At 69.1% G+C, this 24,980-nt stretch carries 27 protein-coding genes; 17 read left to right on the forward strand and 10 right to left on the reverse strand.

Annotated elements, in window-relative coordinates:
• Positions 1–21: 21 nt before the first annotated feature.
• Entirely contained in the window at positions 22–618 is a 597-nt protein-coding gene (locus AC1DMS_RS17185; protein WP_478181488.1) for a hypothetical protein, read from the reverse strand.
• Positions 619–694: 76 nt separating this feature from the next.
• A complete protein-coding gene (locus AC1DMS_RS17190; RefSeq protein ID WP_015867994.1) occupies positions 695–1,003 on the reverse strand; it encodes a putative quinol monooxygenase in 309 nt (102 codons plus the stop codon).
• Between the two features lie 102 nt (positions 1,004–1,105).
• On the opposite strand from AC1DMS_RS17190, the gene AC1DMS_RS17195 reads away from it, so the two are divergent.
• Complete coding sequence (locus tag AC1DMS_RS17195) at positions 1,106–2,434, forward strand: Nramp family divalent metal transporter (RefSeq protein WP_027729481.1); 1,329 nt, start codon at positions 1,106–1,108, stop codon at positions 2,432–2,434.
• A 21-nt stretch (positions 2,435–2,455) separates the two neighbouring features.
• On the opposite strand, the gene AC1DMS_RS17200 is transcribed toward AC1DMS_RS17195, so the two are convergent.
• Positions 2,456–2,797: a protealysin inhibitor emfourin gene (locus tag AC1DMS_RS17200; RefSeq protein ID WP_062363891.1), complete on the reverse strand. Its 342-nt coding sequence runs from the start codon at positions 2,795–2,797 to the stop codon at positions 2,456–2,458.
• Positions 2,794–3,864 (reverse strand): M4 family metallopeptidase, encoded by a 1,071-nt coding sequence (locus AC1DMS_RS17205; protein WP_278878296.1) that lies wholly within the window; start codon positions 3,862–3,864, stop codon positions 2,794–2,796. Before AC1DMS_RS17205 ends, AC1DMS_RS17200 begins: the two co-directional genes overlap by 4 nt.
• Before the next feature lie 147 nt (positions 3,865–4,011).
• Here AC1DMS_RS17205 and AC1DMS_RS17210 point away from each other — a divergent pair, with 147 nt between their 5' ends.
• Entirely contained in the window at positions 4,012–4,302 is a 291-nt protein-coding gene (locus AC1DMS_RS17210) for a YciI family protein (RefSeq protein WP_015867990.1), read from the forward strand.
• Between the two features lie 19 nt (positions 4,303–4,321).
• Here AC1DMS_RS17210 and AC1DMS_RS17215 read toward each other — a convergent pair whose 3' ends face one another.
• From AC1DMS_RS17215 to AC1DMS_RS17225, 3 genes are all read right to left on the reverse strand, one after another.
• Positions 4,322–5,494, reverse strand: a complete 1,173-nt coding sequence (locus AC1DMS_RS17215; RefSeq protein ID WP_478181595.1) for a pirin family protein — start codon at positions 5,492–5,494, stop codon at positions 4,322–4,324.
• A 77-nt stretch (positions 5,495–5,571) separates the two neighbouring features.
• Positions 5,572–5,994, reverse strand: coding sequence for a VOC family protein (locus AC1DMS_RS17220; protein WP_478181489.1), 423 nt, complete (start codon positions 5,992–5,994; stop codon positions 5,572–5,574).
• 108 nt (positions 5,995–6,102) lie between these two features.
• Entirely contained in the window at positions 6,103–7,476 is a 1,374-nt protein-coding gene (locus AC1DMS_RS17225) for an amidase family protein (protein ID WP_478181490.1), read from the reverse strand.
• 75 nt (positions 7,477–7,551) lie between these two features.
• Here AC1DMS_RS17225 and AC1DMS_RS17230 point away from each other — a divergent pair, with 75 nt between their 5' ends.
• Positions 7,552–9,171 carry a CYTH and CHAD domain-containing protein gene (locus AC1DMS_RS17230; protein ID WP_478181491.1) on the forward strand — a complete coding sequence of 540 codons (1,620 nt, stop codon included), beginning with the start codon at positions 7,552–7,554 and terminating at the stop codon, positions 9,169–9,171.
• Here the strand turns inward: AC1DMS_RS17230 and AC1DMS_RS17235 are convergent.
• Together AC1DMS_RS17235 and AC1DMS_RS17240 are read right to left on the reverse strand one after the other, a co-directional pair.
• Entirely contained in the window at positions 9,168–10,004 is an 837-nt protein-coding gene (locus AC1DMS_RS17235) for a DUF6216 family protein (RefSeq protein WP_062363898.1), read from the reverse strand. The genes AC1DMS_RS17230 and AC1DMS_RS17235 overlap by 4 nt on opposite strands.
• Before the next feature lie 14 nt (positions 10,005–10,018).
• Positions 10,019–10,495 carry an FKBP-type peptidyl-prolyl cis-trans isomerase gene (locus AC1DMS_RS17240; RefSeq protein ID WP_062363900.1) on the reverse strand — a complete coding sequence of 159 codons (477 nt, stop codon included), beginning with the start codon at positions 10,493–10,495 and terminating at the stop codon, positions 10,019–10,021.
• Between the two features lie 138 nt (positions 10,496–10,633).
• Here AC1DMS_RS17240 and AC1DMS_RS17245 point away from each other — a divergent pair, with 138 nt between their 5' ends.
• From AC1DMS_RS17245 to AC1DMS_RS17270, 6 genes are read left to right on the forward strand one after another with little or no spacing between them, the layout of a single operon-like run.
• Positions 10,634–11,419 (forward strand): amino acid ABC transporter ATP-binding protein, encoded by a 786-nt coding sequence (locus AC1DMS_RS17245; RefSeq protein WP_018903453.1) that lies wholly within the window; start codon positions 10,634–10,636, stop codon positions 11,417–11,419.
• A 19-nt stretch (positions 11,420–11,438) separates the two neighbouring features.
• Positions 11,439–12,392: an aminotransferase class IV gene (locus tag AC1DMS_RS17250; protein ID WP_018903454.1), complete on the forward strand. Its 954-nt coding sequence runs from the start codon at positions 11,439–11,441 to the stop codon at positions 12,390–12,392.
• Positions 12,393–12,440: 48 nt separating this feature from the next.
• A complete protein-coding gene (locus tag AC1DMS_RS17255) occupies positions 12,441–13,292 on the forward strand; it encodes a transporter substrate-binding domain-containing protein (RefSeq protein ID WP_062363904.1) in 852 nt (283 codons plus the stop codon).
• 33 nt (positions 13,293–13,325) lie between these two features.
• Positions 13,326–14,006, forward strand: coding sequence for an amino acid ABC transporter permease (locus tag AC1DMS_RS17260; RefSeq protein WP_062363906.1), 681 nt, complete (start codon positions 13,326–13,328; stop codon positions 14,004–14,006).
• A 2-nt stretch (positions 14,007–14,008) separates the two neighbouring features.
• Positions 14,009–14,677, forward strand: a complete 669-nt coding sequence (locus AC1DMS_RS17265; RefSeq protein WP_015867980.1) for an amino acid ABC transporter permease — start codon at positions 14,009–14,011, stop codon at positions 14,675–14,677.
• 37 nt (positions 14,678–14,714) lie between these two features.
• On the forward strand, positions 14,715–15,398 hold the full coding sequence (locus tag AC1DMS_RS17270) for a GntR family transcriptional regulator (protein WP_478181492.1): 684 nt from the start codon (positions 14,715–14,717) through the stop codon (positions 15,396–15,398).
• A 19-nt stretch (positions 15,399–15,417) separates the two neighbouring features.
• On the opposite strand, the gene AC1DMS_RS17275 is transcribed toward AC1DMS_RS17270, so the two are convergent.
• Positions 15,418–16,341 (reverse strand): LysR family transcriptional regulator, encoded by a 924-nt coding sequence (locus AC1DMS_RS17275; protein ID WP_478181493.1) that lies wholly within the window; start codon positions 16,339–16,341, stop codon positions 15,418–15,420.
• A gap of 83 nt (positions 16,342–16,424) precedes the next feature.
• Here AC1DMS_RS17275 and AC1DMS_RS17280 point away from each other — a divergent pair, with 83 nt between their 5' ends.
• From AC1DMS_RS17280 to AC1DMS_RS17315, 8 genes are all read left to right on the forward strand, one after another.
• Positions 16,425–16,814, forward strand: a complete 390-nt coding sequence (locus AC1DMS_RS17280) for a DoxX family protein (protein ID WP_478181494.1) — start codon at positions 16,425–16,427, stop codon at positions 16,812–16,814.
• A 36-nt stretch (positions 16,815–16,850) separates the two neighbouring features.
• The gene (locus AC1DMS_RS17285) at positions 16,851–17,711 is read left to right on the forward strand and encodes a pirin family protein (RefSeq protein WP_478181495.1); all 861 of its coding nucleotides are present in this window, start codon (positions 16,851–16,853) and stop codon (positions 17,709–17,711) included.
• A 315-nt stretch (positions 17,712–18,026) separates the two neighbouring features.
• Complete coding sequence (locus AC1DMS_RS17290) at positions 18,027–18,818, forward strand: class II aldolase/adducin family protein (protein WP_478181496.1); 792 nt, start codon at positions 18,027–18,029, stop codon at positions 18,816–18,818.
• 94 nt (positions 18,819–18,912) lie between these two features.
• Complete coding sequence (locus AC1DMS_RS17295; RefSeq protein ID WP_478181497.1) at positions 18,913–20,481, forward strand: ABC transporter substrate-binding protein; 1,569 nt, start codon at positions 18,913–18,915, stop codon at positions 20,479–20,481.
• A 40-nt stretch (positions 20,482–20,521) separates the two neighbouring features.
• Positions 20,522–21,493 carry an ABC transporter permease gene (locus AC1DMS_RS17300; RefSeq protein ID WP_018903463.1) on the forward strand — a complete coding sequence of 324 codons (972 nt, stop codon included), beginning with the start codon at positions 20,522–20,524 and terminating at the stop codon, positions 21,491–21,493.
• Positions 21,490–22,341: an ABC transporter permease gene (locus AC1DMS_RS17305; protein WP_369649353.1), complete on the forward strand. Its 852-nt coding sequence runs from the start codon at positions 21,490–21,492 to the stop codon at positions 22,339–22,341. The genes AC1DMS_RS17300 and AC1DMS_RS17305 overlap by 4 nt, the downstream gene beginning before the upstream one ends.
• Positions 22,338–23,996, forward strand: coding sequence for an ABC transporter ATP-binding protein (locus tag AC1DMS_RS17310; protein ID WP_478181498.1), 1,659 nt, complete (start codon positions 22,338–22,340; stop codon positions 23,994–23,996). The genes AC1DMS_RS17305 and AC1DMS_RS17310 overlap by 4 nt, the downstream gene beginning before the upstream one ends.
• Complete coding sequence (locus AC1DMS_RS17315) at positions 23,996–24,952, forward strand: 2-hydroxyacid dehydrogenase (RefSeq protein WP_478181499.1); 957 nt, start codon at positions 23,996–23,998, stop codon at positions 24,950–24,952. Before AC1DMS_RS17310 ends, AC1DMS_RS17315 begins: the two co-directional genes overlap by 1 nt.
• The last annotated feature ends 28 nt before the right edge of the window (positions 24,953–24,980 follow it).

Below are 24,980 nucleotides of genomic sequence, written 5' to 3' on the forward strand. Positions count from 1 at the left end.
TTTCTCCGGCAATGGCTGTGGCTAGGGTGCAATCGCCGCGATGAACTGCGGATCGGCATACACCTGCCGCAGCAGCGCGCGCACCAGCCGCGGATAGGCCGCCTGTCCGGCGGGCACGGCCACGATGTTGGCGTAGCTCGAGTCGAAGGCGAGCTCGCCGCGGTAGGTCTTGTGCAGCCTCTGCGCGGACGCGCGCGTCACGACCACCTCCACCTCCATGCGGCCGCTGCCGTTGATCACGCCAAGGTCGAGTTCGTTGACGAGAATCCGCGCCGCGATGCGGGTCGGGGCCTTGGGGTCGTAGGCCGATATTTCTCCCAGGTCGCGCGCCAGCGCGTCTTCCAGGTACTGCGCGAAGCTGCCGCTGGGCGAAAGCAGTTTCGCGCGGCGCAGGCGCAGGGTGTTGACGCTGTCGTTCGGGTCGGCCGGCTGCACCTTGGCGACCGCCACCATGCCGGGGCGCGTGGCTTCGAGCCGGTCGAGCGCCTCGTAGTCGGCCGCATAGGGTGGCGCGGCGAGCTGCGCGCAGCCGGACGCCAGCACCACCGCGGCCGATGCGAAGAGTGTTGCGGTGAAAGCGCGCAGGCGCATGCCCCGCGGTCTGAAGAAGATCGCCATGCCTCGTGTCCCTCCTCGGGATGCCTGATCCCGGCGCGAGGGTAGCAGGCATTGCGCCGCGCGCGAAGGCCGATTTTCAGACCGGCTCGAGCACGTGGATCAGCTTGCTCTGGACCAGCTCCTTCGTCTTCGCGCCGTGGGCCGCCATGTGCGGTGCCACCGCATGGGCCTGCAGGTGGGCCAGCGTTTCCCATTTCTCGATCACCACGAAGGTGTCGGGGCCGAAGCTGGCCTTCGATGCCGGCACACCCGCCGCGTCGACCGTGGCGCCGTATTCGATGCAGCCCTCCTCGGCCAGCACGGCCGCGCGGTTGGCGGCAAAGGCTTCGAGCAGGCTGGCGCGCTGGCCCGGCTTGGCGGTGATGACGGCGACGACGTGGATCATGGAAAAAAGCTCCGTAGTTTCATGTGTGTGGAATGGGACCGCCGAATCTAAAAGACCGGCCGCTGGGACAGCGGTCCCGCGCGCGACCCTATCATCGCCCGCATGTTCTTTCCCCTGCCCCGCACGGCCACCGCGCCCTTCTGCCCCTCCGAAGTCAAGGGCAGCGTGGCGGTCCCGCAGGACCTGCCCTTCGGCAAGAAGCTGCTGCGCTACGCGGGCCCGGGCCTGCTGGTTTCGGTGGGCTACATGGACCCGGGCAACTGGGCGACCGACATCGAGGCCGGCTCGCGCTTCGGCTACGGCCTGCTCTTCGTGGTGCTGCTCGCGAGCCTCGCGGCCATGCTGCTGCAGACGCTGTGCGTGCGGCTTGGCCTGGTGGCGCAGAAAGACCTGGCGCGCGCCTGCCGCGAGCACTATTCGCCGCGCGTGAGCCGCTTCCTGTGGCTGGGCGCGGAGCTGGCCATCGTGGCCTGCGACCTGGCCGAGGTGCTGGGCAGCGCGCTCGCATTGCACCTGCTGTTCGGCGTGTCGATCCCGGTCGGCATCGGCATCACGGCGTTCGACACGCTGCTCGTGCTGGGGCTGCAGGGTGCGGGCTTCCGGCGCGTCGAGGCGATCGTGCTCGGGCTGGTGGGCACCATCGCGGGCTGCTTCGTGGTGGAGCTTGCGATGTCGCAGCCCAACTGGTTCGGCGTGGCAATGGGCTTCGCGCCCAGCTTCGAGCGGCTGCAGCAGCCGGGCGCGCTGTACCTTGCGATCGGCGTGGTGGGCGCCACCGTGATGCCGCACAACCTGTACCTGCATTCGTCCATCGTGCAGACCCGGCTGGTGGCCGACAGCGATGCGGCGCGGCGCGAGGCGGTGCGCTTCTGCACCTTCGACGCGGTGTTCTCGCTTTCGCTCGCACTGCTGGTCAACGCGGCCATCATGGTGCTGGCGGCCAGCGCCTTCCACAGCACCGGCCATGTGGAAGTGACCGAGATCGACGACGCCTACCGGCTCATCGAGCCCATCGTGGGCAGCGCGTTCGCTGCCACGCTGTTCGGCATTGCGCTGCTGGCCTCGGGCCAGAGCTCGACCTTCACCGGCACCATTGCGGGCCAGATCATCATGGAAGGTTTTCTCGACCTGAAGATCCCGTGCTGGCAGCGCCGCCTGATCACGCGGGGGCTGGCGCTCGGGCCGGCGTTCCTGGGGGTCTGGTGGTTCGGCGATGGCGGCGTGGGCAAGATGCTGGTGCTGAGCCAGGTGGTGCTGAGTTTCCAGCTGCCCTTCGCGATGTGGCCGCTGATCCGCTTCACGAGCAGCCGCGCGCTGATGGGCGGCTTTGCCAACGGCACGCTGGTCAAGCTGCTGGCCTGGGGACTGTTCGGCGTGATCAGCGCGGCCAACGTGTGGCTGGTGGCGTCGGCGGTGCTCGGCGGCCCTTGATTCGGCGGAGAAGAAAAAGCCTCAGCGCTCGGCCGCGTCTTTCCACAGGTGCACCAGCGACGCGGGCGCCTCGTTCTCGGGCACCTCGAAGCTGACCGAAGAACCTGAACGGGAGGTGGCGCTTTCCACCACCACTTCCACGCGGTAGAAGCGCTGGTCGCCGCCCGGCGAACCGGGGCCGCCGCGCGGCTCCGCGTGCGGCGCCGCGCTTTGCAGCGCCTCGCCGATCTGCTGGCGCAGTTCCTCGCTGCAGTTGCCCAGCTGGTAGCTGCGCGGGCGCGACAGGCCCGGCACGTAGGCCACGCCGCCCTCGCGCGTCACCCGCACGACGGAGGCCTGGTCCAGGGGCGGAAGCTGAATCATGATGGTGTGACTCCCACGGTGTTCCATGCAGCGCCAACGGCCTGGTGCGCCGCGCTGCCGGCGCCGAAGCGCCTGGCCGCATTTTCCACGCTGAGCTGTGCGAAGGCCAGGAAATCGGCGTCCTGGCGCAGCCGCCGGTCGCATACCGTGTCGTACCAGACGCGCCCGGCCGTCTCCCATGCCGGACCCTGGATGGCCGTGGCAGCGAGATGGAAGGCGCGGTTCGGAATGCCGGAATTGATGTGCACGCCGCCATTGTCCTGCCGCGTGTCGACAAAGTCCTTCATGTGGGCAGGCTGCGGGTCCTTGCCGAGCACCGGGTCGTCGTAGGCCGTGCCGGGCTCGGCCATCGAGCGCAGCGCGCGCGCCTTGACCTTGCCGGTGAAGAGCCCCGCGCCCACCAGCCAGTCGGCCTGCTGCGCCGTCTGCTTGAGCAGGTGCTGCTTGACCAGCGCGCCGAACACGTCGCAGATCGACTCGTTGAGCGCGCCCGGCTGCCCCTGGTAGACCAGGCCCGACTCGTGGTCGATCACGCCGTGCGTGAGCTCGTGGCCGATGATGTCCACCGCGATGGTGAAGCGGTTCATGACCTCGCCGTCGCCGTCGCCGAACACCATCTGCTGGCCGTTCCAGAAGGCGTTGTCGTAGTCGTTGCCGTAGTGCACGCTGCCCGTGAGCGGCATGCCCGCGCCGTCGATGGAATCGCGCTCGAAGATGTCGTGGTACAGGCGGTAGGTGGCGCCCAGGTAGTCGTAGGCCTCGTCGGCGGCGATGTCGCCGGTGGCGGCCTGTCCTTCGGCACGCACCAGCCGCCCCGGCAGGACCATGGTGTGCTCTGCGTCGTGGATGGCGCGCGCGGGCGAGCCGCGCCGCACATAGCTGGGCGCGGGGCCCGACGACACGCCCTGCCCGGCCACCGCCTCGCGCAGGCCGCGGTGCTGCAGGTCGATCATCAGCGTCTGCGCCGCCTTCGCGCTGGCATGCGCACCGGCATGTTGCGCCAGCCGGTCCAGCAGGTACGGCGGTACGAAGCTGGGCGGCAAAAGGCTCGGCGAGCGAAGCGGCATGGGCGACTCTCCTTTGCAGTCGAGGGCAACAAAAAAGACGGTATCAGAAAGCCGTAAAACCTGGATCACACCGTTACTTCTGGTCATGCGGTGGCCGCGTTCCAGGCCATACGATCGGAGCCTTCCGATCCACTTGCCGCCCCTGCCATGTTCATCGTCACGCTCACCTACATCCGTCCGCTTGAAGAGCTCGATGTGTTGATGGATGGACACATGGCGTGGCTGCGAAAGCACTACCAAAGTGGTCTGTTCCTGGCCTCGGGCCGGCAGGTGCCGCGCAAGGGCGGCGTGATCTTCGCGCGCTCGGGCGACCGGGCAGAGCTCGAGGCCGTGCTCGCACGCGACCCCTTCGTGCAGAACGGCGTGGCCAGCACGCACGTGATCGAGTTCGTGCCGAGCATGACCGCGCCCGCGACCGAGATCCTCAAGGCGCTCTGAGGCCGCGCAGCCGCGGGGCTCAGGCCGCCGGCTTTTCCTCGCGCCCGCCGGGGTGCCGCGCAAAGCGAGCCGCATCGCGGCCATGCACCGGCGCCGGATCGCTCCAGGGCCAGCCGCCGAACTGCGTGCGGCGGTAGTCGGCCAGCGTCTGGCTGATCTCGGCCTGCGTGTTCATCACGAACGGACCGTACTGCGCCACCGGCTCGGCAATGGGGCGCCCCTGCAGCAGCAGGAATTCGCCCGGCTCTTCATCGCCGTTGCACAGCTCGACGGCGGTGTCGGCGCGCAGTTCGATGGCGGCCGGGCCTTCCACGCGCCGGCCGGCGATGGTCGCCTCCGCGCCCTTGAAGAAGTACAGCATGCGCCGCGTGCCTTCGCCCGCGGCGGGCGGCAGCGTCCATTGCGCGCCGGGCGTCATCTTGAGCGTCCAGATCGCGACGTCGGCATCGGCCTGCGCGGCCCATGAATCGGGCGGCGGCGGCAGCGGGCGGATCGGCTCTCCGTTGCCCGCGGCCGTGCCGCCGAACCGGCCCGCGACCACGGCGATCTCGGTGCGGCCGCCCGCCGCGTCGTCGGACGCAAGGCGCGGGATGGCTTCCGACCAGAACATCGTGAAGTGCGGCTCGGCCATCTTGCTTCTGGCCGGCAGGTTGAGCCAGATCTGGAACAGTTCGAGCGGATTGGGCGCGTTCGCATCGAGCAGCGGAAACATCTCCGAATGCACGATGCCCTTGCCGGCCGTGAGCCACTGCACGTCGCCGCCGCCAAAGCGCGCGGTGGCGCCCAGCGAATCGGAATGGTCGACCAGCCCCTTGCGCACGATGGTCACCGTCTCGAAGCCGCGGTGCGGGTGCGAGGGAAAGCCCGGCACCGTGTCGCCGTGGTACATGCTCCAGCCGTCCTTGCGGCTGAAGTCTTGGCCGATCTGGCGGCCCGCGAGCGGCGCCTCGGGCCCCATCTGCGCGTTGGCCTTCGGATAGGCGTCGTCGTGATAGACGCAGAACAGGAACGGGTCGATCGTCTGCCACGGGAAGCCGAGCGGGCTCACCTGCAGCACGGGGCTGCGGCCGTCCTCGATAGGGCTGCTGCTGTCGTTGTTGCTGGACACCTCGGTATTCCTTTCGGTTGGGCGTGCCGCGGCCGGATGCGCGGCAACGCTGCTGTCCGGAATATCGGGGCGCACGCGCTTCAGGGAAGGGGCCCTCCGCGCAACAGTGAGGAGCGCATATGGAACGATGGGCATCGTTCTGCGTGCTTGGCGGCGCGCCCTCAGGCGTTCTGGTGGGTCACTTCGGCGTTCGGGTCCATGTACATCAGCTCCCACAGGTGGCCGTCGAGGTCCTGGAAGCCGTGGCCGTACATGAAGCCGTAGTCCTGCGGCTCGCGCGGCACCGTGCCGCCCGCGGCCACCGCCTTGGCCACCATCTCGTCGACCTCGGCGCGGCTTTCGCACGACAGGCACAGCAGCACCTCGGTGCTCTTGCTGGTGTCGGCAATGCTCTTGCTCGTGAAGGTCTTGAAGAAGTCTTCCACCAGCAGCATGGCGTGGATGCTGCCTTCCTGGATCACCATGCAGGCGGCGTTGGCGTCCGTGAACTTCTCGTTGAAGGTGTAGCCCAGCGCGGCAAAGAATGCCTTGGACTTGTCGAGGTTCTTGACGGCGAGGTTCACGAAGATCTGCTTGTTGGCCATGGTTGTCTTTCCTGTGTCGATGAAGAATGGATCGGAGCTTTGCCGGTGTGTTGTGTACACCGTCCACAAAAGATACCAAAGAAAATGTACGGTGTCCACATTATTTTTTCAAGCGGCACTTTTGGCCAGCAGCCCGGCCAGCGCGAGGGTGCTGCGGTCCTCGAAATACGGGCCGACGATCTGCACGCCCAGCGGCAATCCGCCGGCCGTGAAGCCCGCGGGCGCGACCGTGGCGGGCAGCCCGCCCAGGCTCGCGAGCCCGGACCAGGCAGCCAGCGTGCCATAGGGCGTGGGCTTTCCGTCGATAGTGAGCGTGCGCTTCTCGAAATCGGGCTCGGCCATGTGCTCGAAGGCCGCGCAACCCACCGCCGGGCACAGCACGGCGTCGAATTGCGTGAACAGCGTGCGCAGCTGCGCCCGGATGCGCGTGCGCGTGGCCAGCAGGTCGAACCAGGTGCGAAGCTGCATCGGCGAGCGGCCGCCGGGCTCGGCTTGCGCGAGCACGGTCTGCACGATCTGGCCGTAGGCGTCGCCGATCTCGGCCAGGTCAGGCAGCAGGTCCGAGGCTCGGGCCACCGAGGCGCCGGCCTTTGCCAGCCGCTGCCCGGCGCCCTCGACCGCGGCGCGCACGTCGGCCGCCACCGCGGCCTGCGGATGCGCGGTGACCACCAGCACGCGCCAGTCCTTCGCCGCCGCATGGCGCGCCGCCGGCAGCACGAAGCGGCCTTGCGCCGCAGGGGCCGCATCGGGCCCGGCCAGCACATCGAGCGCCAGCGAGAGGTCCTCGGCGCCATGGCCGATCGGCCCGATCACCGAGGGCAGTGAGGCCAGCGCCTCCTCGGTGCCCGGAAACGCGAAGCCGCGCGTCGGCAGCAGGCCGTGGCTCGGCTTGTGCGCGTACACGCCGCAAAAGCTCGCGGGAACACGCAGCGAGCCCGTGAGGTCGGAGCCCAGCTCCAGCGCCACCATGCCGGTGGCCACCCCCACCGCGCCGCCGCCCGACGAGCCGCCCGGCGTGCGCCCGGGGTCGAGCGGGTGCACCGTGCGGCCGTACACCGGATTGGCGCTCTGCCAGTCGGCCAGCGCCGGCGGCACGTTGGTCTTGCCGAGAATCACCGCGCCCGCCGCCTTGAGGCGCGCCACGGCCACGGCGTCCTGCTGCGGCACGAAATCGCGGAACTGCGGCAGGCCCCAGCTGGTCGGCAGGCCGGCCACGTTGAAAGCCTCCTTCACCGTCATCGGCACGCCCAGCAGCGGCCGGCGCTCGCCGCGCGCAAGGGCCGCGTCGGCTTCGGCGGCCTGGCGGCGCGCGCGGGCGAAGTCGCGCACCACCACCGCGTTGAGCGCACCGTCGATCGCCTCGATGCGGGCGATGGCGGCTTCGCACAGCGCCGCGGCGCTCAGCTGGCCGGCGGCCAGTGCCCTGGCCGATGGGGCGGCGCCTGCGGCGAGCAGGGCGGTGGGATCGAGCGGTGTGGCCATGGCGAGCCTTTCCTTCTTTCCTGATGCGCAGCGGCAGGCGCAAAGCCGGCGGCGCGATGAACAAGACCGGGCATCATGGCCGGCATGGAAATCGAGTTCAAGTTTCATGTTCCCGCACAGCGCCTGAAAGCCGTCGAGGCCGCCATGCGGCGCGGCAGCGTGGTGCGCACGCGGCTGCAGGCGCGCTACTTCGACACCGAGGACCAGGCGCTGGCCGCCCAGGGCATCGTGCTGCGGCTGCGCAAGGAAGGGCCGCGCTGGGTGCAGACGGTCAAGGCCACCGGCGACAACGCGCTGCACCGGCTCGAACACAACGTCGACCTGGGCGCCGCGGCGGCGGGCGGTGGCGCGCCGGCCATCGACCCGCAGCGCCACCAGGGCACGCCCGTGGGCGAGCGGCTTGCCCAGGTGCTGGCCGCGAGCGGCGCACCGCTGGTGGAGCGCCAGTCCACCGACATCGTGCGGCTCACGCGCGATGTGCGCACCACCGGCGCCGGCGCGGCCGTGGTGGAGCTGGCGCTCGATGTCGGCAAGGTCATCGCCCATGCGGGCACGCCGGACGAGCGCGAATCGCCCGTGTGCGAACTGGAGCTCGAGCTCAAGCGCGGCGGCGTGCAGGGGCTGGTGGCGTTCGCGCGCCGCTGGTCGCAGCAGCACGGCCTGTGGTTCAGCACCGTGTCCAAGGCCGAGCGCGGCGCGCGCCTGCTGGCGAAAGTCGATGCGGTTCCGGCCGTGAAGGCCGAGGCGCCGCGCTTTGCCAACGAGAAAGAAAAGCCGGGCGGCCGCGCCATCCAGCAGGCCGTGGTCGCCTCGTGCCTCGCGCAGATGCTGCCCAACGCGAGCGAGATCGCCGCGGGCAGCACGGATGAAGAGCAGATCCACCAGCTGCGCATCGGCATCCGGCGCCTGCGCACCGCGCTGCGCGAACTCGCGGGGCTCGACCCGCGCACCGGTCTTTTCAACGGCGGCGAATGGGAGCCGCCGCTGGTCGAGGCCTTCCGCGCGCTCGGCGCGCTGCGCGACCGCGAGCAGGTCGTGAGGCTGGCGCAGCCGCAACTGCGCGAGGCGGGGGCGCCGGAGTTCGATCCGCTGGCTGGCGACGATGCGGCGCCCGAGGCGCCCTCGCCCGGCGAGGTGGTGCGCGCGCCGGCGTTCCAGGCGGTGCTGGTGTCGCTGATCGGCTTCACCGCGGCCACCGCCGGGGAAGCTGCGCCGCAGGCCGAGGCCGAAGGTGCCGGGCAGCCCGCGTCAGCGCCGGCGCCGCTCGACGCCGCCGAGGCGCGCCGCCTTCTGCGCAAGCGCCTGCAGCGGCTGCATCGGCAGGCGGTGCGCGACGGCCGCCGCTTCGAATCGCTGTCGGCCGAAGACCAGCACCGCACGCGCAAGCGGCTCAAGCGCCTGCGCTACCTGGCCGAATTCGCGGCGCCGCTGTTCGCCGCCGATGCAGACGACGACAAGGAAAAGCCGGCCGCCGAGCACTACCTGAAGCGCCTGCGCCCCGCACAGGACGCGCTGGGCGAATTCAACGACGAAGCCGTGGCGCTCGCGCTCTACCGCGAAGCCACGGCGCGCGATGCGCGCGCATGGTTCGCCGTCGGGTGGTTCAGCGCGCGCCACGCGGCGGGCGCGAAGGCCTGCCGCAAGGCACTGGGCCGGATCGGGAAGGCGCCGCGGTTCTGGAAGAAGCGCAGCTAGTCGCGGAGGTCCAAGCTCAGCTGAGTACCTGGCAGCGATGGATCAATGCCGCGCTTTGCCAACTTGTGAGCTACGGATCCGGACGCCCATGAAAACAGGCCCATCCATGAGAGCCACAGGGCGAACGCAATCAACATGACCAGCGACCATCGCTGCTCGCTCAATGCCTTTTTCACGAACTCGGCCATGCCATCCGATTTCAGAATGCCGCAAAGAATGTTGACTTCCTGTTCGCTGAACGACGTGCGCGCTGAATTCGCACTTGCAGCTTGTGAGCAATCGCCGGCTCTCAATGCCGCAGCGCCGAGAGGCCAAGCAGACTTCATCTCAGTTGGACTTGCCCAGAAAGATCGCTGCGTGCTTTTCAGCGTGAGGAGCGTCTGAGAGGAGAAGAGACTTGTCACACAGACGAAGCCGATCGCGACTACGAAAAAAAGCCAGACCAGCCTCAAAGTTTGCGAAAAACGCGACGGCAGCTTGTGAACCCGGACTTGACGAAGCTCCGCATCAAAGAGTTCTCCGCACATGCTCAGCGTGCGCATCTGCACTCCGTTCAGCTTCGTCCATTCAATGAGTTGATGCGCTTCTTTCAAGCTGGCGACGGGCACGCCGGCAAACATGCGAAAGGAGATCAGGCTTGTCTGCTCATCAACAAATGCGCGCACCTGCGGATCGGAAATTTCCTGTTTCCCATGAACTAGCTGCCACAAGCGGTTCAGAAGGACATGGCGCGACTCGGTGCGCCACACCACCCAAAGGAAAGCCACCCCGATAAGCAGGGGCGCGACGACGCCGAAAACACTGGAGATGTTGGAGGCGTTCGGGAAATCCATGACCCGGCTACAGGTCAGTGATGGTGCCCATGCACACCATGCACGTGCCGATGCTCGATCTCCACCGGCAGCGCCGCGCGCACGTCCGTCACCTGGAGGCTGAACTTCAGCGCCTTGCCGGCCCAGGGGTGGTTGCCGTCCAGCAGCACGACCGGGCCCTTGATCTTCATCACGGTGAAGAGGTGCTCGGTGCCATCGTCGAGCCGCCCCTCGAGTTGCCCGCCCACCTTCACGCCCGGCGGGAATTCGGACTTGGGGATGCTGCGCACCAGCGACTCGTCGCGCAGGCCGAAGGCGTCTTCGGGCGCCAGGTTCAGCGTGGTCTGGAAGCCCTTTTCCTTGCCATCGAGCGCTTCCTCGATCTTGGGCAGCGTGTTCTCGTAGCCGCCATGCAGGTAGGCCATCGGCTCGGGGCTGGCTTCGATGAGCTTGCCCTGGGCGTCGGCGACCTTGTACTTGAGGGTGACGACTGTGTCTTTTTCGATTTTCATGGGGGGCGATTCTCCCGCAGGGGCGAAGCGGCCGCACACGGCTGTCGAGCGCCCTCGTGGGGAAGCATGGCATGGACTTTGCATGGATAGTACAACTCCCGATTGTCGATTGTTCGACAATCCATACCATTGCATGCCATGACAGCCGCCCCGCCGCCCGTTCTCCGCATCCAGGCCCTGCACAAGCGCTACGGCAGCCACCACGTGCTGCGCGGCATCGACCTCGACGTGCTGCCCGGCGACCGCATCGCCATCATCGGTTCGAGCGGTTCTGGCAAAAGCACGCTGCTGCGCTGCCTCAACTTCATGGAAGTGCCTTCCGCCGGGCAGGTGGTCCTCAAGGGACGCGCCGTGGGCCGGCCCGTGCCGGGTTCCGACACGCTGCGCTATGGCGAGGCCGAGCTCAGCGAGGTGCGCAAGCAGGTCGGCATGGTGTTCCAGCAGTTCAACCTGTTCCCGCATATGACGGTGCTGCAGAACGTCATGGAGGGGCTGGTGACCGTCAAGCGCCTGCCCGCGGCAGAGGCCCGCGAGCGCGCGCTGGCCGAAATCGCCAAGGTGGGGCTCGCGGAAAAAGCCGCCGCCTACCCGGGCCACCTGTCCGGCGGCCAGCAGCAGCGCGTCGCCATCGCCCGCGCGCTGGCCATGGAGCCCGAGGTGCTGCTGTTCGACGAGCCCACCTCCTCGCTCGATCCCGAGCTGGTCGGCGAGGTGCTCGGCACCATCCGCGCGCTGGCCGACGAAGGCCGGACCATGCTGCTCGTGACGCACGAACTCGGCTTTGCCTATCACTTTGCCAACAAGGTGGTGTTCCTCGCCGACGGGCTGCTGCACGAGAGCGGCACGCCCGACGAGGTGCTCAAGCACCCGAAGCAGGAGCGCACGCAGCGCTTCATCGAGCGCTTCACCGCCTTCCACTTCTGATCCCAGGACCCTCATTCATATGCACGCCGACAGCGCCCCCTCGAAGACCAGTTCCCAGGCCTACGCCCCCGATGCACGCAACGACGCAGTGCTCGTCTACGTGAACGGGCAGTTCGTGCCGCGCCACCAGGCGGTGGTGTCGGTGTTCGACGCCGGCTACGTGTGCGGCGACGGCGTGTGGGAGGGCGTGCGCCTGGTCGACGGCCGCATCGTGTCCTTCGACGCCCACATCGAGCGCATGTACGAGGGCGCGAAGTCGATCGCGCTGGACATCGGCATGACCCGGGCGCAGATGAAGCAGGTGGTCGTCGACACCTTCCTGCGCAACGGCATGCGCGACGGCGCGCACGCCCGGCTCATGGTCACGCGCGGCGTCAAGAAAACGCCCAACCAGGACCCGCGCTTCATCATCGGCGGCGCCACCGTGGTGTGCGTGGCCGAGCACAAGGTGGTCACGCCGGAGGCCAAGCGCAACGGCCTGAAGCTCTTCACCTCGACCTTGCGCTGCAGCGGGCCGGACGTGTTCGACCTGCGGCTCAATTCGCACAGCCGCCTCAACCTGATCCAGGCCCTGATCCAGGCCATCCAGGCCGGCGCGGACGAGGCGCTGATGCTCGACCCCCACGGCTTCGTCTCGAGCTGCAATTCCACCAACTTCTTCGCGGTGCGGGGCGGCGCGCTGTGGACCTCGTCGGGGCGCTACTGCTTCAACGGCATCACGCGCGCCACCGTGGTGCGGCTCGCACGCGAGGCGGGCATCCCGGTGCACGAGGGCGACTTCACGCTGGCCGAGGTCTACGCGGCCGACGAGGCCTTCGTCACCGGCACGCTGGCCGGCCTCACGCCGGTGTCGTCGGTCGACGGCCGTGCGCTGGCGCCGCTCGGCCCGCTCACGCAGCGGCTCGACGCGCTCTACCGCGCCTACATCGCGAGCGCGAACGAGGCCCATGGCGCGCTGCCCGCGGCCGCCTGAACGTCGCAACGCCCCCTTCAACTTCACAGTCCACGGAAAGCCCATCCCATGAACGCCACCACTCCCTTCCAGCGCCTGCGCCGTGCCGTCGCCCTGGCGCTCGCCGCCTCCCTGTCGCTCGGCAGCCTTGCCGCCGGCGCGCAGACCCACACGCTGCAGAAGATCAAGCAGAGCGGCGAGCTGCGCATCGGCGTCGCGCCCGGCGATCCGTGGTACTTCCGCGATCCCGCCTCGGGCACCTGGACCGGGCTCGGCGTGCTGCTCGGCGAACAGGTCGCCAAGGAGATGGGCGTGAAGATGACGCCGGTCGAAACCACCTGGGGCAACAGCGTGGCGGCGCTGCAGGCCGGGCAGATCGATGCCATGTTCGTGCTCGACGCCACCGAGGAGCGCAAGAAGGCGATCGACTTTCCGGCCAGCCCGCTGCTCTGGTATGCGCAGGGCGTGCTCGCCAAGGACGGCCTCGTCGCCAAGAACTGGGCCGACCTCGACAAGCCCGAAGTGCGCATCGGCGTGGCGCTCGGCACGGCGACCGACCGCGACCTGACCACCCGCCTGCCGAAGGCGAAGATCGAGCGCTTCACCAACACCGACGAGACCGTGGCGGCCTTCATGTCGGGCCGCGTCGACGCGATCGGCTTCTATCACCCGGCGCTGGTCATTGCGTACTCGAAAATCCGCAAGGGCAAGGTGCAGGTGCCGCAGCCGGTCGTCGCGCTGCCGACCAGCGTGGGCATCCGGCGTGAGGCCGATGCGGGCTTTCGCAACCAGCTCGACGGTTTAATCGGCAAGCTCTATGCCTCGGGCCAGACGCAGGCGCTGTACGGCCAGTACCTCAAGACCAAGGGCATCGACCCGGCCACCGTGCCCGGCGTGATGAAGGAAACGCTCGGCCAGTAGGCCGGGCCGCATCGAACCGGCGGGCGGGCGCACATGAACTACGAATGGGACTTCAGCGGCGTCTGGGCGCACCGCGACATGCTCCTGGCGGGCTTCCTCGGCACGATGAAGATCGCCGCCGTCGCCATCGCGCTGGGCGTGGTGTTCGGCGTCGTGCTCGCGGCCCTGCGGCTGTCGGGCAGGACGTGGCTCGCCAGGCCCGCGCTGTGGGTGATCGAGTTCTATCGCAACACGCCGCCGCTGGTGCATTTCTTCTGGGCCTTCTACGCATTGCCGGTGCTCATCGGCGTGAGCCTGGACCCGTACGCGGCGGCGGTCATCGCGCTGTCGACGCAGTCGGGCGCGTTCTTCGCCGAGGTGTTCCGCGGCGGCCTGGTGTCGATCGAGCGCGGGCAGTGGGAAGCGGCGCGCGCCGTCGGCATGCGCTCGCACCAGGCCTTGCGCCGCGTGGTGCTGCCGCAGGCGCTCGCGCGCATGCTGCCGCCGTTCATCGAGCGTTCGTTCGAACTCATCAAGACCACCGCGCTGGCCTCCACGCTGGCCTACTCCGACCTGCTCTACCAGGCCATGCAGCTCAACTCGATCACCTTCCGGCCGCTGGAGGTGTACACGGTGGTCGCAGCCATCTTCTTCCTGGCGCTGTTCTCGCTGAGCCTCGTCGCACGCGTGGCCGAGCATCGCCTGGCCATTTCCACCCGCGCCGCAGGACACTGACGATGGACTTCACCTGGGACTTCTCGGCCGTGCTGCAGCACTGGCCCGTGCTGCTCAAGGGCGTGGGCGTCACGGCCGGCCTGTGGGCCGTCGCCTTTCCCTCGGCCATGGCGATCGGCCTGCTGATTGCGCTGGGCGCGCGCTCGAAAAGCCGCCTCGTGGGCGCCGCGACGCGCGGCTACATGGAACTGTTCCGCAACATCCCGATCCTGATCCAGCTGGTGTGGTTCTTCTACGCGTTTCCGATCCTCACGGGCTGGCAGCTCACGCCCTACGTGGCGGCGCTGCTGGCGCTTTCGCTCAATGCATCGGCCTATTGCTCGGAGATCTTCCGCGGCGGCATCGCCTCGCTGCCGGCGGGCCAGTGGGAAGGCGCGCGCGCCCTGGGCATGCGGCGCGTGCAGGTGCTGCGCCGCGTGGTGCTGCCGCAGGTGCTCAAGCGCATGCTGCCGGCCTTCACCAACCGCGGCATCGAGCTGGCGAAGAACACGTCCATCGCGTCCGTCATCGCGGTGCACGAGCTCATGTACCAGGGCCGCGCGCTGAGCGCCGCCTACTACCGGCCGCTGGAAATCCTGACGGCCGTGGCCGTGGTGTACTTCGTGCTCATCTACCCTGGCGCCTATGCCGCAAGCCGCCTCGAAAAGCGCCTTGCCCTGCGCAGCCATTGACGTCCACCGCCCACGCCCCGACACCCGACCCGCCGCGATGAAGACCCTCCCCGATTTCGCCCCCGCCCCCTCGGCCACGCGGCGCGACTACGTGGCGCAGGCCCTGCGCGACGCCATCCTCACCGGCAGGATCGCGCCCGGCACGCAGCTGGTCGAGAGCCACTTCGCCACCCAGTTCGGCGTCAGCCGCGGCCTGCTGCGCGAGGCGATCCGCGAGCTCATCGAGACCGGCCTGCTCGTGAACAAGCCCTACGCCGGCACCTACGTGACCGACATCAGCGAGGAAACCATGAGCGACGTGTACGAGGTGCGCCGCATCATGGAAAGGCAGGCGTTCATCCGCCTGTGGCCGCAGCGCGACGAAGCCTTTCGCGCCGAGATGACCGCGCGCTACGAGGCATTGGCCGAAGCCGCTTCCAGCAGCGAGCTGCATCGCGAGAGCGCGGCGGAGGCCCACTTCCACGGCCTGGTCTACGAGCGCTGCGGCAATCAGCTGCTGCTCGACGTCTGGCACCAGATGACGCAGAAGATCCAGCTCGGCTTTGCGGTGTGCCGCCTGACCCATGCGCCCAAGCCCGACTTCGCGGAGAACCACCACCTGTTCCTCGAGCTGGCCATCGGCAGCGACCTCAACGCGATGCTCGAGGAGCTCGATGCGCACCTGCTGCGCGGCCTGTCGACCATTCGGCACGCGCTGCGCAACACGGCCCCGCGCGGCTGAGCATGGGTCATGAAACCCGTTATTCGGTGCGCAGCATCTCCGGCAGCGCCTCCACCGCGCTGAGCTTCTCCATCACCATCCCGATGAACGCCGACACCGCCAGCGGCAGGTGCTTGCGGCTCGGGTAGAGCACGCTCAGCCCCTGCCCGGTGCGCTGGTACTGCGGCAGCACCGGCACCAGCCGGCCGGCCTCCAGGTCGAGCCGGGCCATGGTGGGCGGCAGCAGCGCGATGCCAAGGCCGGCGAGCGCGGCCTTGCGCAGCGCCTGCGCGGTGTTGCCGCTGAAGCGGCCCCCAACCTGCACTTCTTCTTCCGCGCCGCCGGGGCCGGCCAGGCGCCAGAGGGCGCGGCCGCTCGGATGGGGCGAGGTCACGCAGTCGTGCTCCGCCAGCTCCTGCAGGGTGGCGGGCGCGCCGCGCGCGGCGATGTAGGCGGGGCTCGCGACCATGCCGTCGGTCCGGGCGCCCAGGAGCTTGCGGCCGACGTAGCCGGAGTCGGGCAGCGCGCCGCCGCGGAATGCGATGTCGATCTGCTCGGCGATCAGGTCGGCCCTGGCGTCGCTGAGTACGAAGTCGACGCGCACCAGCGGGTGCGCGGCCAGGAAGCCGGCCACCCACTCCATCGGGAAGAAGTCGAAGAAATCGGCCGTCGCCGCCACGCGCACCAGGCCGCTGGGCTGCTGGCTGCCGGTGATCAGCGCCTGCCCGGCCTCGACCAGCCCGTCGACCGCGCCCGCGCAGCGCTCGTGGAACGCCCGGCCCGCGCTGGTCAGCGTGAGCCTGCGGGTGGAGCGCTGCATCAGCCGCGTGCCCAGCTGCGCCTCGAGCTGCTGGATGCGCCGGCTCACGGTGTTGGGCGGCAGGCCCAGCCGGCGCGCCGCCCCGGCAAAGCTGCCGTGGCGCACCACCTGCACGAACATGGCGATGTCGTTGAGGTCGAGCATGGCGGATTCCTTCTTTTGATGGACGAGTGCAATCCGATTCTACCGTCTAGTCGACCAATGGGGGCCGCCCTAACCTTGTGCCCATGACTTCCACATCCCTCACTTCCACTTCCACCACAACCCAGCGCCGCATCGTCTGGGGCGTCCGCATTCTTCTGGCGCTGGCCTTCGGTGCCGCCGGCCTCGCCAAGCTGGCCGGCGTGCCGCAGATGGTCCAGGTGTTCGAGGCGGTGGGCTTCGGCCAGTGCTTCCGCTACCTGACGGGCGTGGTCGAGGTCGGCGGCGCGGTGCTGCTGCTGGTGCCGGCGACCGGCTTCGTCGGCGGCCTGTTGCTGGCCGCGACCATGGCCGGCGCCGTGGCCACGCACCTCGTGCTGATCGGCGGCAGCCCCGCGCCGGCCGTGGTGCTCCTGCTGCTGTCGGCCTTCGTGGCGTGGCGCCTGCGCCCGGTGCCGGCGGCCAGCGCCGCCTGATCTTTCTTTCTTCTTCCATCGGTTAAGGAGCTTCCCATGACCACCGCCGTTGCCACCACCATCACCACCGAAGCCCGCGCCATCGTCTACCGCACGCGCGGCTCCCAGCACGGGCCGATCACGCGGCTCATGAGCCCGGGCGACCTGGGCGAATTCCTCAAGCCCTTCGTGTTCCTCGACCTCTTCGGCTTCGACACTTCGGGCGGCCGCAAGGGCTTCGGCATGCACCCGCATTCGGGCATTGCCACGCTGACCTGGCTGATCGAAGGCGACACGCGGTACGAAGACACGACCGGCGAACAGGGCGTGCTGCCGGCCGGCGGCGTCGAGTGGATGCGCGCCGGCAACGGCGTGTGGCACGACGGCGCGCCCGCGCCGGACACGAAGCGCGTGCAGGGCTTCCAGCTCTGGTTGGCCCTGCCGGCCTCGGAAGAAAACGCGCCGGCGCAGAGCATCTACCTCGCGCCCTCGCAGGTGCCGCGGGAAGGCCCGGCGCGCGTGCTGCTCGGGCGCCACGGCGCGGCGCAAAGCCCCATTCCGGCCCCGGCGCCGATCAACTACCTGGCCGTGCAGCTGAAGGACGGCGAGCACTGGCGCTACACGCCGCCGGCCGGCCACACGGTGGGCTGGATCGCGGTCGACGCGGGCCGGCTCGATGCGGGCGGCGGCGAACCGGTCGCCGCCGGCGAGCTGGCGGTGTTCGAGGAATCGGGCGCGGCCATCGGCTTCGTGGCCCAAGGCGACACCTCCTTCGTGCTGGGCTCGGCCGCGAAGCATCCGCATGAACTGGTGATGGGGCACTACTCGGTGCACACCAGCAAGGCGGCGCTCGAGCAGGGCGAGGCCGAGATCCGCCGCATCGGTGCGCGGCTGCGAGAGGAAGGCCGGCTGCGCTGAAGAGGGCACTTTCCCGCTGCACCCTGGTGCATCCGGCGCCTTCATGGCGCAGCCATGCCGCCCCAAAGGCACCGTCCGGCCCCACGCGCCGCGCGCACTTTCTCCAGTGCGCGCGGCGTTTTTCCTGGCGCCCGCCCTTCGCCGGCGCGCCTTTGCGCACTTCCAGCCGCCTCACCAAGGGCTTACCCCATCACGCAGGCCTGCATATTGCTTAAGACTGTCGTCGGTTGACTGTCGACAGTTTGCGCAGTCGATCCGATGAACCCCGAACATGGCGCCGGCGGCCTCCCGCCGGGCCTGAAAAAGGAGCGCGACATGCAATTGCAGGCAGTGGGCCGCCAGGCCCCATCCGTTTCCGATGCCGAGCGCCAGGTGCGCGAAGACCTGGCCGCCGCCTACCGGCTGGTGGCGCACTACGGCATGGACGACAGCATCTACACGCACATCTCCGCGCGCGTGCCGGGCACCGAAGACCAGTTCCTGATCAACCCCTTCGGCATGCTGTTCAAGGACATCACGGCCTCGTCGCTGGTGAAGATCGACCTGGAGGGGCGCATCCTCGACGACTCGCCCTGGGACGTGAACCCGGCCGGCTTCACCATCCACAGCGCGGTGCATTCGGCGCGCCACGACGCGGCCTGCGTGCTGCACACGCACACGGTGGCGGGCGTGGCGGTGTCGTCGCTGGCGGGCGGGCTGCAGCCCTGCAACCAGTGGGCGCTGCAGTTCTACAACCGCGTGGTCTATCACGACTTCGAGGGCATCGCGCTGGACGCCGATGAGCGCGAGCGCCTGGTGGCCGACCTGGGCCCGACGGCGCGTGCGCTGATCCTGCGCAACCACGGCCTGGTCACGCTCGGGCGCACGGTGCCCGAGGCCTTCATCCTCATGCTGAACCTGGAACGCGCCTGCCGCGTGCAGGTGGCCATCCAGTCGAGCGGCCTGCCGGTGTATCCGGTGCCGGCCGAGGTCTGCGAAAAGACCGCGCAGCAGTACGAAAGCGGCGACAGCGTGCGCCAGCCGGGCCAGCCCGACCCCAACGCGCGCGAGTGGCGCGCACTGCTGCAGCGCATCGATCCGCTTCCCGCCACCTCGTACCGCGACTGAGCGCGGCGGTGCCGCCATTGCCGGCGCCCGCGTTCTTTCGTTCCCGTTTCTTCGTCCCCACCCGCTCGCACAGAGCCACAAGGAGTTTCCGCACATGAAACGTCGCAACCTCATCCAGATGGGCGCCGCCTCGGCCGCCGGATTGACGCTGGCGGGTGTCCCGCTGCACCTGCTCGCGCAAGGCAAGAAGGGCGGCGTGATCAACGCCGTGGTGCAGCCGGAGCCGCCGGGCCTGATGCTGGGCATCACGCAGAACGGCCCCACGCAGATGATCTCGGGCAACATCTACGAGGGCCTGCTGCGCTACGACGAGAAGATCAACCCGCTGCCCTCGCTGGCCACCTCGTGGACCGTCAACAAGGAAGGCACGCTCTACACCTTCAAGCTCAAGCCCGGCGTCACGTGGCACGACGGCAAGCCCTTCACCTCGGCCGACGTGGTGTTCTCGGCCGACGTGTTCCTGCGCAAGACGCATGCGCGCCTGCGCGCCAACCTGGCGGCGGTGGAAAGCATCAAGGCCGTCGATCCGCTCACGGTCGAGTTCAAGCTCAAGTACCCCTTCGGCCCCTTCATCGGCATCTTCGAGGTCGGCAGCATGCCGATGATCCCGAAGCACATCTACGAGGGCACCGAGTTCGCGACCAACCCGGCCAATGCCACGCCCATCGGCACCGGGCCGTTCAAGTTCAAGGAATGGGTCAAGGGCTCGTACATCCAGCTCGTGGCCAACGACAAGTACCACGTCAAGGACGTGCCGCTGGTCGAGAGCGTGTACTTCCACATCATTCCCGATGCGGCCTCGCGCGCGGCGGCCTTCGAGTCGGGCAAGGTCGACCTGGTGCCGGGCGGCGCGGTCGAATACTTCGACGTGCTGCGGCTTTCCAAGCTGCCGGGCGCGGCGGTCACCACCAAGGGCTGGGAGTTCTTCGCGCCGCATTCGTGGCTGTGGCTCAACAACCGCAAGGCGCCGATGGACAAGCTCAAGTTCCGCCAGGCCGTGATGTACGCGATCGACCGCGAAGCCATGGCCAAGATCGCCTGGCAGGGCTTCGCCAAGCCGGCGACCGGGCCGTTCAACAGCAACATCAAGTTCCACAGCACCGACGTCGCCAAGTACCCGCGCAACGTGGCCACCGCCAAGAAGCTGCTCGAAGAAGCCGGCTACAAGGGCGAGACGCTGCGCCTGCTGCCGCTGCCCTACGGCGAGACCTGGGCCCGTTCGGCCGAGATCCTGCGCCAGAACCTCGCGCAGGCCGGCATCAAGGTCGAGCTCGTGGCCACCGACGTGGCCGGCTGGAACCAGAAGCTCAACGAGTGGGACTACGACCTTGCCTTCACCTACGTCTACCAGTACGGCGACCCGGCGCTCGGCGTGGCGCGCAACTACACCACCGGCAACATCGCCAAGGGCTCGCCCTTCAACAACGTCGAGGGCTACTCGAACCCGAAGGTCGACGAGCTGTTCGATGCCGGCGCCAAGGAGAGCGATCCCGAGAAGCGCAAGGCCATTTACCTGCAGGTGCAGAAGATCCTGCTCGACGAAGTGCCCGTGGCCTGGCTGCACGAGCTCAACTTTCCGACGCTGTACCGCACCAAGCTGAACAACATCATCAGCTCGGGCATCGGCCTGAACGACAGCCTGGGCACCGCGACGCTCGCATGACGGCCGGCCCGCAGCACATGCAACGCAACAGGAGCCGCCGATGAAACGTACGCAGTTCATGCTGGGCCGCGTGATGCAGGGCCTGCTCGCGATCCTGCTGATCGCCACGGTCAACTTCATGCTGGTGCGCGCGGCGCCGGGCGATCCGGTGTCGGTGCTGGCGGGCGAGGCGGGCGCGTCCGATCCGCAGTTCGTGGCGCAGCTGCGCGCGCAGTTCGGGCTCGACCAGCCGATCACGACGCAGCTCGCCACCTACGTCGGCAAGGTGGTGCGGCTCGACCTGGGCTTCTCGTACCGGCAGCAGCAGCCGGTGCTGAAGCTCATCATGGACCGGCTGCCGGCCACGCTGCTGCTCACCGGCACGGCGTTTGCGCTGTCGCTGCTGTTCGGCATCACGCTCGGGGCGCTGGCCGCGCGGCGCGCCGGCAGCTGGGTCGACAGCTCGATCACCGTGGTCGCGCTCATCTTCTATGCCACGCCGCTCTACTGGCTCGCGCTGATGGCGGTGCTGGTGTTCACGGTGCAGCTCGACTGGCTGCCGGGCTTCGGCTTCAGCACCGTGGGCTCCGGCGCCACCGGCCTCGCGCTGGCCTGGGACATCGCGGGCCACCTGGTGCTGCCGGCGCTGACGCTCGCGCTCTTCTACATGGCGGTGTATGCGCGCATGACGCGCGCCGCCATGCTCGAGGTGGCGCAGATGGACTTCGTGAAGACCGCGCGCGCCAAGGGCGTGAAGCCCGGCCGCATCCTGCGCGCGCACGTGCTGCGCAACGCGCTGCTGCCGGTGGTCACGCTCGCGGGCATCCAGGCCGGCGGAATGATCGGCGGCGCGGTGCTGACCGAGACCGTGTTCGCCTGGCCCGGCATCGGCCGCCTGATGTTCGACGCGCTGCTGCAGCGCGACTACAACCTGCTGCTCGGCGCCTTCCTTGTGACCGCGGCCATGGCCGTGCTGTTCAACCTCATCACCGACCTCGTCTACACGCTGGTCGATCCCCGGATCGAGCTATGACCCTGCTGCAAAGTCCATTCTGGCGGCGCTTCTGCCGCAACAAGGGCGCCGTGCTCGGCATGGCCGTGCTGGTGCTGGTGGCCGTCGTCGCCCTCATCGGTCCGTGGGTCGCGACCAACGATCCGTGGAACATGGTCGAGCAGCCCTTCGTGCGGCCGTGGACCGAGCCGGGCTTTGCGCTCGGCACCGACACGCTGGGCCGCGACATCCTCTCGGGCGTGATCTACGGCGCGCGCATCTCGCTGTTGATCGGGCTGGTGTCGACCGTGGTCGCGCTGCTGATCGGCGTGACGCTCGGCGCCATTGCCGGCTACTTCGGCGGCTGGATCGACGCGGCGCTGATGCGCTTCACCGAGCTGTTCCAGGCGGTGCCGAGCTTCGCGCTCGCGATCGTGCTGGTGGCGATCTTCCAGCCTTCGGTGAATTCGATCGTGGTGGCGATTGCCATCGTCTCGTGGCCGCCGGTGGCGCGGCTGGTGCGCAGCGAATTCCTCACGCTGCGCCAGCGCGACTTCGTGCAGGCCGCGCTGCTCGCGGGCCAGTCGACGCCGCGCATCATCCTGACGCAGATATTGCCCAACGCCATGTCGCCCATCATCGTGATGGCCTCGCTCATGACGGCCACGGCCATCCTGCTGGAGTCGAGCCTGAGCTTCCTCGGCCTCGGCGACCCGAACCAGATGAGCTGGGGCTACATGGTGGGCGCCGCACGCACCGTGCTGCGCCAGGCTTGGTGGATGGCGCTGTTCCCGGGCCTGGCCATCGTGCTGACGGTGCTTGCGCTCAACCTGGTGGGCGAAGGCCTGAGCGACGGGCTCAACACGCGGCTCGACGGGAGGGGCAAATGAGCGCCACCGTCACGCCCATGAAGCCGGTGCAGCCGGTGCTCGATGTCGTCAACCTCGGCATCCGCCTGCCCAGGGGCGCGGACCGCGCGCTGGCCGTCGACGGCGCCACGCTGTCGGTGCTGCCGGGCCAGACGCTGTGCGTGGTCGGCGAATCGGGCTCGGGCAAGTCGATGATCGCCAACGCCGTGATGGGCCTGCTGCCGCGCCCGCATGTGGAGCCCGTGGCCGGGCAGATCCTGTTCGAGGGCCGCGACCTGCTGCAGCTCAGCGAGCCGCAGATGCGCGAGCTGCGCGGACGCCGCATCGGCATGGTGTTCCAGGAGCCGATGACGGCGCTCAACCCGGTGATGCGTATCGGCGAGCAGATCGGCGAAGTCTTCGATGCGCACGGCAGCGTGCCCGCGGCCGAGAAGCGGCGGCGCATCCTGGCCGCGCTGGCCGACGTGGGCCTGCCCGATCCGGAGCTGCTGATCGACGCCTATCCGTTCCGCCTCTCGGGCGGCCAGCGCCAGCGCGTGATGATCGCCTGCGCGCTGGTGCTCGAGCCCGTGCTGCTGATCGCCGACGAGCCGACCACCGCGCTCGACGTGACCACGCAGGCACAGATCCTCGCGCTGATCCGCGAGCTGCAGCAGCGCCGCGGCACGGCGGTGTTGTTCATCACGCACGACTTCGGCGTGGTTTCGGAAATTGCCGACCACGTGGTCGTGATGCAGACCGGCCAGGTGGTCGAGGCCGGGCCGGTGCGCCAGGTACTCGATGCGCCGCAGCACCCCTACACGCGCAAGCTCATCGCCGCCATTCCCACCGGCACTGCCGAGCGCGACACGCCAAGCGGCGAGGTGGTGCGCGTGCTGCAGGTGCAGGACCTGTGCAAGACCTACAGCTCGGGCAACGGCCTCTTCAAGCGCGGCCGCTCGGTGCAGGCCGCAAAGAACGTCAGCTTCGAACTGCGCCGCGGCGAAACGCTGGGGCTGGTCGGTGAATCGGGCTCGGGCAAGTCGAGCGTGGGCCGCTGCCTGGTGGGGCTCTCGCCGTTCGACAGCGGCCGCATCCTCTTCAAGGGCCGCAGCCTGTCGCAGGGGCCGGCCTTCCGGCGCGAGGCCGCGGGCAAGATCCAGATGGTGTTCCAGGACCCGTACGCATCGCTCAACCCGCGCCACCGCGTGGGCGCGGCCATCGCAGGCGGACCGATCGCGCAGGGCGTGGGCAAGGCCGAAGCCATGGCGCGCGCGATGGAGCTGCTGAAGCTCGTGGGCCTGGGCGCCGACGCGGCCGAGCGCTACCCGCACGAGTTCTCGGGCGGGCAGCGCCAGCGCATCGGCATTGCGCGCGCGCTGGCCATGCAGCCCGAACTGCTGGTGGCCGACGAGCCGGTGTCGGCGCTCGACGTGTCGGTGCAGGCGCAGGTGCTCGAGCTCTTCGCGCAGGTGCGCGAGCAGTTCCAGCTTGCCATGGTCTTCATCACGCACGACCTGCGCGTGGCCGGCCAGATGTGCGACCACATCGCGGTGATGCAGCGCGGCGAGGTCGTCGAATACGGCGAGACGCACAAGGTGCTCGGCGACCCGAAGCACGCCTACACGCGCAAGCTGATCGAGGCGGTGCCGCGGTTGGTGTCCGCCGCGTCGCCGGCCGAGGCGCTGGTCGCGTGATGGCGCCGAAGGACGACATGCCCTGCGTGGCGATCCTGAGCGAGGTGCTGGACATGGAGTACCTCGCCGTGGCCTTCCGCGAGGCCCATCCGGGCATCGACCTGCGCCTGGGCGCGGAGCTCGGTGCGCTCGACCAGATCGACGCAGCCGTCTGCTGGTTTCCACCGCACGGCCTGCTCGCCCGGATGCCGAAGCTGCGGCTCGTGCAGTCGCTGGCCGCGGGCATCGAGCACATCACGGCCGATGCGCAGCTGCCGCGCCACCTGCCGCTGTGCCGCATCGTCGACACCGGCATGGCAGCCGGCATGAAGGCCTATGTCTCTTGGGCCGTGGTGCAGCAGCACCGCGGCATGCGCGCCTACGTTGCGAGTTCCGCGGCCCGCCGGTGGGAGGAGCAGCCGATCGTGTCGCCGCGCCACCACCGCGTGGGCATCGCGGGCCTGGGCACGCTGGGCATGGCCTGCGCCGAGGCGCTGGCCGCCATCGGCTACCCGGTGCGCGGCTGGAGCCGCAGCAAGAAAGAGGCGCTGCCGGCCGGCGTCGAGGGCTTCCACGGCACCGCGCAGCTCGATGAATTCCTCTCGGGCTGCGACACGCTGGTGTGCCTGCTGCCGCTCACCGCCGAGACGCACGGTTTTCTCGATGCCGCGCTGTTCGCCAGGCTGCCGCGCGGCGCGCACCTGATCAACGTCGGCCGCGGCGACCACCTGGTCGAGGCCGACCTGCAGCCGGCGCTCGATGCGGGCCAGCTCTCGGCGGCCACGCTCGATGCCTTCTCGCAGGAGCCGCTGCCGCCGGACCATCCGTTCTGGGGCGACCCGCGCATCCTCGTCACGCCGCACATCGCCACGCGCACCGACAGCCTCGTGATCGCGCGCCAGACGCTCGACAACCTTGCGTCGCTGCGCCAGGGCCGGCGCCCCGCCAACCAGGTCGACCTGGCGCGCGGCTATTGATCGAACTCCCTACACAACGGAACCGCCT

Source organism: Variovorax sp. 05T418 (genome assembly GCF_056396385.1).